Consider the following 10,840-nt stretch of genomic DNA (forward strand, 5'->3'; position numbering starts at 1 on the left):
CTCCCTGCGTGAGCAGGGAGACCGAACGCTGGCCGAACGTCTCGCGGAAGCGGTCGAGCATCTCGTCCAGCGAGGCGCGGTCGGTGACGGGCGTACTCGCGATGTTGGCCAGGGCATGCGACTCGGCGACCGCCCTCGCCGCCTCCCGCGTACGCCGGGCCGCGAGGTCGACGACCCAGCTGACCATCGCCGCCACGAGGACGAAGACCCCGAGGGCGAAGGCGTTGTTGGGGCTGGCGATGGTGAAGTTGTGGAACGGCGGGGTGAAGAAGAAGTTGATCAGCCCGGAGCCGAGCAGCGCGGCCACCAGCGCGGGCCCGAACCCGCCGACGAGGGCGACGCCCACGACCAGCAGGAGGAAGGTGAGCATGTCGCTCGCGAGGCTCAGCTGGATGGTGTCGTCGAAGACGATGAGCGCGACCGTGAGCAGGGCGGGGAGCAGCACCGAGAGGACGTAGCCGCGGTGGCGCCGGGCCGTGCTCAGCGCGGCACGCTGGCGCTCGGGGAGCAGCCTCCCCCGACCCGCCTGCGCGTGGGTGACGATGTGGACGTCGATGTCGCCCGACTCGTGGATGGTCTGGGACCCGATGCCGGGACCGAGGAGCCGCCTCCAGCGCGGCCGGCGCGAGTCGCCCAGCACCAGCTGGGTCGCGTTCTCGGCGCGGGCGAACGCGAGCAGGGCCTCGTGCACGTCCCCACCGAGCACCTGGTGGAAGGAGCCGCCCAGTGACTCGACCAGCTGCCGCTGGGCGACGAGATGGACAGGGTCCGCGCCCATCAGCCCGTCGGAGTGGGAGACGTGGAGAGCCATCAGGTCGCCCGCCCCGGAGCGGGCCGCTATCCGGGCTGCCCGACGGATGAGCACGTCGCCCTCCGGGCCGCCGGAGAGCGCCACGACGACGCGCTCGCGGGCCTCCCAGGTGGAGTCGATGTCATGTCGCTCTCGGTAGTCCTGGAGGGCGGCGTCCACCCGGTCGGCCACCCAGAGCAGAGCGAGCTCGCGCAGCGCGGTCAGGTTGCCGACCCGGAAGTAGTTGGCCAGGGCGGCGTCGACCTTCTCCGGCGCGTAGACGTTCCCGTGGGCGAGCCTGCGGCGCAGCGCCTCGGCCGACATGTCGACCAGCTCGACCTGATCGGCGCTGCGGACGAAGGCGTCGGGCACCGTCTCCCGCTGGGGGACTCCCGTGATCTTCTCGACGACGTCGTTGAGCGACTCGAGATGCTGGACGTTCACCGTCGTGATGACATCGATCCCGGCGGCGAGGATCTCGTCGACGTCCTCCCACCGCTTGCCGTGCTTCATGCCGGGGACGTTGGTGTGCGCGAGCTCGTCGACGAGGACGACCTTGGGATGCCGAGCCAGCACCGCTCCGAGGTCGAGCTCCTCGACGCGCGTGCCCCGATAGGGCACCGAGAGCCTCGGCAGCAGCTCGAGGCCCTCGAGCATCTCAGCGGTGTGCGGACGGTGGTGGGTCTCGACGAAGCCCACCACCACGTCGGCTCCCCGATCGCAGCGGCGCCTCGCCTCGCCCAGCATCGCGTAGGTCTTGCCCACGCCGGGTGCCGAGCCGAGGTAGACCCTCAGCCGCCCCCGTGTCATGCCACCATCATCCCGTGTCGCACCGGCGGTGCGATCACGTCAGCGCGTCGAGCGCGTCGTTGAGCTCGAGCACGTTGACCCGCGGCTCTCCCACGAAGCCGAGCGACCGACCCTGGGTGTGCTCCTCGACCAGCTTCGTCACCGTCGCCACGGAGAGGCCGCGAGCCCGGGCGACGCGGGCGATCTGCTCGTCGGCGTACTCCGGAGAGATGTGCGGGTCGAGACCGGAGCCTGAGGCCAGCACCGCGTCCTTCGGCACGTCGGCCGGCGCGACACCATCGAGCTCGGCCACGGCCGCGCGGCGGTCGGAGACGGCCTTCAGGAAGTCGGGGTTGGCGACCGAGAGGTTGGAGGCCGACGACGCCAGCGGGTCGTAGCCGTCACCGGCGGCGGACGGACGGCTCTGGAAGTACTCCGGCAGCGCGTTCCCGTCGGCGTCGGTGAAGGACTGGCCGATCAGCGAGGAGCCGACGATCCTGCCGTCGTCCTCGATCAGCGACCCGTTGGCGGCCGGGCGGAAGGCCAGCTGACCGACTCCGGTGACGACGAGCGGATAGGCGAGGCCACAGAGGACCGTCGCGACGATCAGGAAGCGGAGCGCCGCCCAGGACTGGGCGATCGGTGCGGGAAGTGCGGGCATGTCACGGTCCCTTTCAGCTCAGGCCCGGAAGCCGGGACACGAGCAGGTCGATGAGCTTGATGCCGAGGAACGGCGCGACGAGACCGCCGAGGCCGTAGATCAGCAGGTTGCGGCGGAGCAGCACGCCGGCCGAGGACGGCCTGTAGCGAACACCGCGGAGCGCGAGGGGGATCAGCGCGACGATGATCAGCGCGTTGAAGACGACCGCCGAGAGGATGGCGCTCTCCGGAGAGGCGAGCCGCATGACGTTGAGCTTGTCGAGACCGGCGAAGGAGCCCGCGAACATCGCCGGGATGATCGCGAAGTACTTCGCGACGTCGTTGGCGATCGAGAAGGTCGTGAGCGCACCCCGGGTGATGAGGAGCTGCTTGCCGATCTCGACGATCTCGATGAGCTTCGTCGGGTTGGAGTCCAGGTCGACCATGTTGCCGGCCTCCTTGGCCGACGACGTGCCGGAGTTCATCGCGACGCCGACGTCCGCCTGGGCCAGGGCCGGGGCGTCGTTGGTGCCGTCGCCCGTCATCGCGACGAGGCGCCCGCCCTCCTGCTCCTTCTTGATCAGGGCCATCTTGTCCTCCGGCGTCGCCTCGGCGAGGAAGTCGTCGACTCCCGCCTCCCTCGCGATGGCGGCTGCGGTGAGCGGGTTGTCCCCGGTGATCATCACGGTGCGGATGCCCATCCGGCGCATCTCGTCGAAGCGCTCGCGCATGCCCTCCTTGACCACGTCCTTGAGGTGGATGACGCCCAGGGCGCGCGCCGGCCGACCGTCGAGGCGCTCGGCGACCACCAGAGGCGTGCCGCCGGCCGTCGAGATGCCGTCGACGATCTCGCCGACCTCGCTCAGATCGGGGGCGGGGTGGCCCATGCTGTTCTCCCGGACCCAGGCCGTCACGGCCGCCGCCGCGCCCTTCCGGATCTGGCGACCCGGGAGGTTCACGCCGGACATGCGGGTCTGGGCGGTGAAGGGGACGAACTCGGCGCTCGCCAGCTCGCCCGCCTCCCGCTCGCGCAGGCCGTAGGCACTCTTCGCGAGAACGACGATCGAGCGGCCCTCCGGGGTCTCGTCCGCGAGCGAGGAGAGCTGCGCCGCATCGGCCAGTACGGCGACGGGCTGGTCACCCACGGGAAGGAGCTCGCTCGCCTGGCGGTTGCCGAGCGTGATCGTGCCGGTCTTGTCCAGCAGCAGCGTGGTGACGTCGCCGGCCGCCTCGACGGCCCGGCCGGACATCGCCAGCACGTTGTGCTGCACGAGCCGGTCCATGCCGGCGATGCCGATGGCGCTGAGCAGGGCGCCGATCGTGGTCGGGATCAGGCAGACCAGGAGGGCGATCAGGACGAGGATGCCCTGGTCGGCGTGGGAGTAGACGGCCAGCGGCTTGAGCGTCATCGTGACCGCGAGGAAGACGATCGTGAGCGACGCGAGCAGGATGTTGAGCGCGATCTCGTTGGGCGTCTTCTGTCGGCTGGCACCCTCGACGAGCGCGATCATCCTGTCGATGAAGCTCTCGCCGGGCCTGGTCGTGATCTCCACGACGATCCGGTCCGAGAGCACCTTGGTGCCGCCGGTGACCGAGCTCCGGTCCCCGCCCGACTCCCGGATCACCGGTGCGGACTCACCGGTGATGGCGCTCTCGTCGACGGCGGCGACGCCCTCCACGACGTCGCCGTCACCGGGAATGACCTGGCCCGCCTCGATCACGACGCGGTCGCCGAGCGTCAGCGCCACGGCGGGCACCTCGCGCTCGGTCCCGTCGGCCTGGAGCAGCCTCGCCGTGGTCTCGGTCTTGGCCCGGCGCAGGGTCTCCGCCTGGGCCCGGCCGCGACCCTCGGCGACGGCCTCGGCGAGGTTGGCGAAGACGACCGTCAGCCAGAGCCAGGCCGTGATCGCGAACGCGAAGAGGGACGGGTCCCCGACCGCCTCGACGGTGCAGTAGAGCGCGCCGACCCAGACGACGAACATGACCGGTGTGCGCACCAGCCGGCGAGGGTCGAGCTTGCGCAGCGCGCCCGGCAGCGAGGCGGCGAGGATCGCCGGGTCGAGGACGCCGGCGGAGACTCGCGCGGGGTTGGTGGCGTTGGCAGCAGGAGTTGCTGTGCTCATGACGGATCAGAGACCTTCCGCAAGCGGGCCCAGAGCAAGGGCGGGGAAGAACGTGAGGGCGGCGACGATGACGATCACGCCGGTGAGCATCCCGACGAAGAGCGCCCCGTGGGTGGGCATCGTTCCGGCGTTCCTGGGCGTCGGCGTCTGGCCGGCGAGCGAGCCGGCCAGGGCGAGCGTCAGGACGATCGGCACGAACCGACCGAGCAGCATGCAGATCGCCAGCGCGATGTTGTAGAAGTCGGTGTTGGCGCTCAGGCCGGCGAAGGCCGAGCCGTTGTTGTTCGAGGCCGACATGAAGGCGTAGAGAACCTCCGACAGACCGTGCGGCCCGGCGTTGAGGATCGACGCCCGCGGACCGGGGAGGGCCAGGGCGATGCCGGTGCCGAAGAGGACCAGGAGCGGCATGGTCAGGATGGTGAGGCTGACGAGCTTGATCTCGCTCGCCCGGAGCTTCTTGCCGAGGTACTCCGGCGTGCGGCCGACCATCAGCCCGGCCACGAAGACCGCGACGATCGCCATCACGAGGATGCCGTAGAGGCCGGTGCCGACACCCCCGGGGGCGACCTCGCCCAGCCCCATGTTGAGGATCAGCAGGCCACCACCGATCGGGTCGAAGCTGGAGTGGAAGCTGTTGACCGCGCCGGTCGACGTCCCCGTCGTGGCGGTGGCGAAGAGCGACGACGTGATCACCCCGAAGCGCTGCTCCTTGCCCTCCAGGTTGAACAGCGTGTCGTGGTGCAGCTCGAGCAGCGTCACCGACGTGGCGACGATCGCGAAGAGGGTCGTCATCGCGCCGAGGATCGCCACCCCCTGACGGCGGTCGCCGACCATGGTGCCGAAGGTGCGGGTCAGGGCGACCGGGATCAGCAGGAGCAGGAAGATCTCGAACAGGTTCGACCACCCGTTCGGGTTCTCGAACGGGTGCGCCGAGTTGGCGTTGAAGAAGCCGCCGCCGTTGGTGCCGAGCTCCTTGATCGCCTCCTGGCTGGCGACCGGCCCGCCGACGATGTGCTGGGTCGCGCCCGTCAGGGTGGTGGCGTCGACACCGCCGGTGAGGTTCTGGACCGCGCCCATCGCGACGAGCACGACGGCCGCGACGAACGAGATCGGCAGCAGGATGCGCACGATGCCGCGGGTCAGGTCGACCCAGAAGTTGCCGAGCCGGTCGGTGCGCGAGCGCAGGAAGCCGCGGATCAGCGCGACGGCGACCGCGAGGCCGACGGCAGCGGAGACGAAGTTCTGGACGGCGAGGCCGGACATCTGGACGAGGTTGCCCATCGTCGACTCGCCCGAGTAGGCCTGCCAGTTCGTGTTGGTCACGAACGAGGCGGCGGTGTTGAAGGCGAGCCAGCTGGGGACGCCCTCGAAGCCGAGCGAGCCGGGCAGACGACCTTGGATCCTCTGGAGGACGAAGAGCAGCGCGACACCGACGGCGGAGAGGGCCAGCAGCGAGCCGGCGTACGTCCGCCAGCGCTGATCGGCCTTCGAGTCGACCCCGACGAGGCGGTAGACCGCCCGCTCGACGCGGAGGTCGCGATCGGTGGTGAAGACCCACGCCATGTAGTCGCCCAGCGGACGCCACGCGAGGGCGAGGGCGGCGATGACCAGGCCGACCTGGAGCAGGCCGGCGACGTTGTCGTTCATCTAGAAGCGCTCCGGGAGGACGAGGGCGACGACGAGGTAGCCCAGGAGCAGGACGCTGACGATCAGGGCGATCGCGGACTCGGCACTCATGGCCGGCGCACCTCCCGGGCGCAGCCGGCGGAGACCTGGCTGATCAGCAGGGCGACCCCGACGAGGGTGACGAGCATCTGCAGCGACTCCCCCGTGAAGGTCAGCCGGCCGAGCCGGTTGAGGACGAAGCCGTCGCAGACGGCCCAGCTGGTCACACCGAGAAGGCAGGCCAGGCGCCGGGGCAGGAGGATCGAGGCCGTCACGGTGACGACGAGCAGCGCACCGAAGACGTAGCCCTCGGGAACGCCGGCGAGCATCGTCGCCATGGTCACGGCGATGACCGCGACGGCGCCGAGACCGAGCCGGACGCCGGCATCGTCCACGAGGCGGCGGGCCTGCGGAGCAGGTGTTGTCGATGGGGACATGGGTTCAGTCCAGACCCGGCGTACGGCCTCCGGGGCGCTCCTAACGGGCCGCTAACGGCGCCTAACGAAGCCCTAACGGCTGTTAGGAAGTTGTTAGTACGCCGCGCCGGGGGATGCCGGGTCCCGACGATGGTCACGTGAGCGAGTCGTCCGAGAAGGTCTCCACGGAGAAGCCCAGCGCGTGGTGGAAGGTCATGTGCCTCACCGGGGTCGACTACTTCTCCACCCTCGGCTACCAGCCCGGCATCGCCTTCCTCGCGGCCGGCCTGCTCTCGCCGCTGGCCACGGTCGTCCTCGTCCTGCTCACCCTGCTCGGCGCGCTGCCGGTCTACCGGCGGGTGGCGGCGGAGAGCCCGCACGGGCAGGGCTCGATCGCCATGCTCGAGCGGCTGCTGCCGTTCTGGCGGGGCAAGCTCTTCGTGCTGGTGCTGCTCGGCTTCGCGCTCACCGACTTCATCATCACCATCACGCTCTCGGCCGCCGACGCCGCCGCTCACGCGGTCGAGAACCCGCACCTGCCGTCTGCTCTGTCGCACCCCATGGGGATCACGCTCTTCCTGATCGCGCTGCTCGGCGCGGTCTTCCTCAAGGGCTTCCAGGAGGCGATCGGGGTCGCGGTGGTGCTCGTGATCGCCTACCTCGGGCTCAACGCGGTCGTCATCGGCGCGGGCATCGTCGAGGTGCTGCGCAACGGCCACGTCGTCGGTGACTGGGGCAACGCGCTGCAGGCCGAGCACGGCTCGGTCTTCGCGATGATCGCGGTGTCCCTCACGCTCTTCCCCAAGCTCGCGCTGGGCATGTCCGGCTTCGAGACCGGGGTGGCGGTGATGCCGCACGTCGCGCCCGAGGAGACGGCCGGCCGGGTGCGCAACACCAAGCGGCTGCTCACCACCGCGGCGATCGTGATGTCGGTCTACCTCATCGCGTCGTCGCTGGTCACGACCTGGCTCATCCCCGCCGAGCAGTTCGAGGACGGCGGCGAGGCGAACGGCCGGGCACTCGCCTACCTGGCGCACCTGTATCTCGGGAACGGGTTCGGGACGGCGTACGACGTCGCGACGATCGCGATCCTGTGGTTCGCCGGCGCCTCGGCGATGGCGGGGATGCTCAACCTGATCCCGCGCTACCTGCCGCGCTACGGCATGGCGCCGGAGTGGGCGGGAGCGACGCGTCCGCTGGTGTGCGTGCTGACCGCGGTGGCGTTCCTCATCACGTGGATCTTCGACGCCGACGTCGACGCGCAGGGCGGCGCGTACGCGACCGGAGTGCTGGTGCTGATGACCTCCGCCGGCGTGGCCGTGGCGATCGCCGCGAGACGCGCCGGCCAGCGCCGGTGGGAGATCGCGTTCTGGCTGATCACCGCCGTGCTGACGTACACGACCCTGGACAACGTGCGGGAGCGCCCCGACGGCGTGAAGATCGGCGGCTGCTTCATCCTCGCCATCGTCGTGGTGTCGCTGCTCTCCCGGATCGCGCGGGTCTTCGAGCTGCGCGTCACCTCGATCTCGTACGACGAGCGGGCGGAGACCTTCATCCGCGACTGCTCCCGCCGGGCGATCCGGCTCGTCGCCAACGAGCCCTGGCTGGAGGGCTCCGACAGCGCGGCGGACTACCTCGACAAGATCCGCGAGATCCGCGACGACCACGACCTGACCTCCGACGCCGATCTGATCTTCGTCGAGGTGACGGTCACCGACTACAGCGACTTCGAGGGCGCGCTGCAGGTCCACGGGGTGGTGCGGGACGGACGGTTCCGGGTGCTGACGATGACGGCGCCGTCGGTCTCCAACGCCCTCGCGGCCCTCGCCCTGGACCTGCGCGACCGGACGGGCGTGCGGCCGCACCTCTACTTCGCGTGGACGGAGGGCAGCCCGGTGTCCCATCTGCTGCGCTTCCTGCTGCTGGGCACCGGTGAGATGGCGCCGGTGACGCGGGAGGTGCTGCGCCGGGCGGAGCCCGACCCGCGGCGGCGTCCGCACATCCACGCCGGATAGCCTTCGCGCTACGGGGTGGTTGGCAGAGTGGTCGATTGCGTCGGTCTTGAAAACCGAAGTTGCGAGAGCAACCGGGGGTTCGAATCCCTCACCACCCGCATGGCATCCACCGGCTCCACCGCCTCATCCCGCGACACCACGACCTACCGCCTCGCACCGCAGGTGCGGGTGCGGTTCGTCGGGCTCTACCTCGTCGCCCTGGCCGTCGTCGTCTTCGTCCTCACCATCGTGCTCGTCGCCGTCGACCTGACGCCGGACCTCATGCTCGTGGTCGCGATCCTCGGGCTGATCGGGCTGGGGGTGCTGGGCTGGTGGCTGAGCAGGCGGGCGTGGGTGATGCGCACGACCGCCGACGGCTACGAGGTCCGGCTGGTCCGCTCGGCCGGGACGAGGGCCGGCCGCTGGTCGGCGGTCGAGGACGCCGTCACCACCTCGCCCCACGGCATCGACTGCGTCGTGCTGCGCCTCAAGGACGGCGCCACGACGACCATCCCGGTCGGGCTGCTCGAGGTCGACCGGGAGCAGTTCGTCCGCGACCTGCAGCAGCGCCTGCAGCGTGGCCAGCTGCGGCGCTGACCGCCGGCTGGTCTTCGCCTGGTCTTGGGGCCTGGTCTTGGGCTGGTCGCACGGAGCGTGACCCCCGGCGCGTAACACTGGCGGCGTGGACGACGCTGCCCTCGACGCCCTGATCCTCACGGCCCGCTCGATCGTGCTCGCCGACCTCTCCGCACGGGGGGTCGACGACGCCCGGGCGGTCAGCCTCCTCGAGGAGGCGTGCAGCCAGCGCCGCTGGTGGGTCGAGCAGTGGCCGCGGGGCGCCGACTTCGTCGCCGGCCTGGTCGCCCAGGACGTGCAGGACCACCTCAGCACGCTGACCCGGTGGCCGATCTGCATGCTGGTCGAGGACGGCCACGACGAGCTGCCGATCCACGGCCTCCACATCGAGCCGGACATCGGCGGCCCCGAGCCGGTCTGGGTCTGCGACGAGGTCGGCGACCTGGTCGCACCCCTGGGCCATCTCGACTAGGGCATGGCTCCTCAGCGCCGTGTGAGTGTCAGGTCGGCTCCTGGGCACGTCTTGGACTCACCAGGCGGCCAGGACGACGAGGACGTCGCCGTCCTGCACCTGGTCGCCGGGGGCGACCTTGATCGCCTCGACGACACCGGGCGTCTCGGCGAGGACGGGGATCTCCATCTTCATCGACTCCAGCAGCACCAGGGTGTCGCCCGCGGCGACCCGCTGACCCTCGGCGACCTCCACGGCGAGTACGACGGCGACCAGCTCGGCCGCGACGAGCCGGCGTTGCTGACGAGACATGCCTCGACGCTAGGGCGTCGGCGCCAAGGCGGGCGTGCACGATTCCTACAACAAAGCGCCCGTCCGCTTGGGCTCCGGTCGCACGGCCTTCTCGCGCTCCTCCGCGCGGCGGCCGCGACGCCCGACCGCCCGACGGCCGCCACCGGACCCGGTCAGGGCGAGGTCGACCCGGATGACGACGTACCCGATCGCGAGGCCGATGACGAGGCCGTAGGTCACCGAGAGGACCACCTCGAGCACGCCGATGTGGGGATTCATGAGGGAGACCGAGACCGCGGCGGTGCCGGCGACGCCGAACGCGCAGACCCACCAGCCCTGACGGCGGCGGGCGCGCATGTGCGTGCCCCAGGCGAGCGCCGGGACGCCGAGGACCGTCTCGATCGGCCGGGGGAAGGCCCCGAGATGGTCGCGGCTCCAGTGAACGGTGTCGAGGGCCTGCGCGACGAGGCCGGAGTCGGCGTAGCGACGCAGGGCCTCGGCGTAGAGGAGCGTCACGACGAGGACGAGCGCACCGAAGACGACGATGAAGACGCCGCGGCGGCCGAGCCCGTGCAGGCCCGCGCCGAGGCGGTAGACGAGGGTGAAGGCGCACACGAGGGCGAGGACGAGGACGGCGTACTCGAAGCGGCTCACGTCCACCTCGGGCCGCCAGCCGAGCGCCGCGACGGCACCCCCGGCGGCGACCACGACGGCGATGCAGGTCTCGCGCGCCGCGGCGCGGACCCGGATCGCCGGCACGGTGATCACCATCCCGAGCACGGCGGCCACCGCGGCGACCGCGGCCGCGGCGCCGGTGTTGAGCTCGGGGCGGTCGAGGGCGAGCGTGACCACCCCCGTGACGGCCACGAGCGCGCTGAAGACGACCGGACGGCCACCGGTGCGGGCGGCGAGCGCCCAGACGTAGGCGACCGTGATGACGAGGCTGCCGGCGCCGCCGAGCCAGTCGGGGCCGAGGTGGCGGCCGTTGCCGAGCACGAGCGCGGCCAGGCCGACGACGAGCGCCCCCACCCAGATCGCGATCTCCGCCGGGCGCACCCCGCCCGGACGGCTGCCCGGCGCCGCGGCCGGCACCGGTCCCTCGAGAG

At 71.1% G+C, this 10,840-nt stretch carries 11 protein-coding genes and 1 tRNA gene; 4 read left to right on the forward strand and 8 right to left on the reverse strand.

Annotation, left to right across the window (positions count from 1 at the left end; genetic code table 11):
• From QM572_RS05980 to QM572_RS06005, 6 genes are all read right to left on the reverse strand, one after another.
• Positions 1-1,600: DUF4118 domain-containing protein (locus tag QM572_RS05980; protein WP_415091067.1), on the reverse strand; the 1,600-nt coding region annotated here is incomplete at its 3' end.
• A 34-nt stretch (positions 1,601-1,634) separates the two neighbouring features.
• Positions 1,635-2,240, reverse strand: a complete 606-nt coding sequence (kdpC, locus tag QM572_RS05985; protein WP_415091069.1) for a potassium-transporting ATPase subunit KdpC — start codon at positions 2,238-2,240, stop codon at positions 1,635-1,637.
• Between the two features lie 13 nt (positions 2,241-2,253).
• On the reverse strand, positions 2,254-4,341 hold the full coding sequence (gene kdpB / locus QM572_RS05990; RefSeq protein WP_415091071.1) for a potassium-transporting ATPase subunit KdpB: 2,088 nt from the start codon (positions 4,339-4,341) through the stop codon (positions 2,254-2,256).
• A gap of 6 nt (positions 4,342-4,347) precedes the next feature.
• Positions 4,348-5,988 (reverse strand): potassium-transporting ATPase subunit KdpA, encoded by a 1,641-nt coding sequence (gene kdpA / locus QM572_RS05995; RefSeq protein ID WP_415091073.1) that lies wholly within the window; start codon positions 5,986-5,988, stop codon positions 4,348-4,350.
• The gene (gene kdpF / locus QM572_RS06000; RefSeq protein WP_415091075.1) at positions 5,989-6,078 is read right to left on the reverse strand and encodes a K(+)-transporting ATPase subunit F; all 90 of its coding nucleotides are present in this window, start codon (positions 6,076-6,078) and stop codon (positions 5,989-5,991) included.
• The gene (locus QM572_RS06005) at positions 6,075-6,443 is read right to left on the reverse strand and encodes a hypothetical protein (protein WP_415091077.1); all 369 of its coding nucleotides are present in this window, start codon (positions 6,441-6,443) and stop codon (positions 6,075-6,077) included. Before QM572_RS06005 ends, kdpF begins: the two co-directional genes overlap by 4 nt.
• A gap of 137 nt (positions 6,444-6,580) precedes the next feature.
• On the opposite strand from QM572_RS06005, the gene QM572_RS06010 reads away from it, so the two are divergent.
• From QM572_RS06010 to QM572_RS06025, 4 genes are all read left to right on the forward strand, one after another.
• Positions 6,581-8,437, forward strand: coding sequence for an amino acid transporter (locus tag QM572_RS06010; protein ID WP_415091079.1), 1,857 nt, complete (start codon positions 6,581-6,583; stop codon positions 8,435-8,437).
• Between the two features lie 13 nt (positions 8,438-8,450).
• Positions 8,451-8,535: transfer RNA gene (locus QM572_RS06015), tRNA-Ser, on the forward strand.
• A gap of 1 nt (position 8,536) precedes the next feature.
• Positions 8,537-9,013 (forward strand): hypothetical protein, encoded by a 477-nt coding sequence (locus QM572_RS06020; protein WP_415091081.1) that lies wholly within the window; start codon positions 8,537-8,539, stop codon positions 9,011-9,013.
• 85 nt (positions 9,014-9,098) lie between these two features.
• A complete protein-coding gene (locus tag QM572_RS06025; RefSeq protein WP_415091083.1) occupies positions 9,099-9,464 on the forward strand; it encodes a hypothetical protein in 366 nt (121 codons plus the stop codon).
• Between the two features lie 57 nt (positions 9,465-9,521).
• Here QM572_RS06025 and QM572_RS06030 read toward each other — a convergent pair whose 3' ends face one another.
• Both QM572_RS06030 and QM572_RS06035 read right to left on the reverse strand, forming a co-directional pair.
• Positions 9,522-9,755, reverse strand: a complete 234-nt coding sequence (locus tag QM572_RS06030) for a biotin/lipoyl-binding carrier protein (protein WP_415091084.1) — start codon at positions 9,753-9,755, stop codon at positions 9,522-9,524.
• Between the two features lie 45 nt (positions 9,756-9,800).
• Positions 9,801-10,840: hypothetical protein (locus QM572_RS06035; RefSeq protein ID WP_415091086.1), on the reverse strand; the 1,040-nt coding region annotated here is incomplete at its 5' end.

It is taken from the genome of Nocardioides sp. (assembly GCF_047607365.1).
Lineage (GTDB): Bacteria > Actinomycetota > Actinomycetes > Propionibacteriales > Nocardioidaceae > Nocardioides.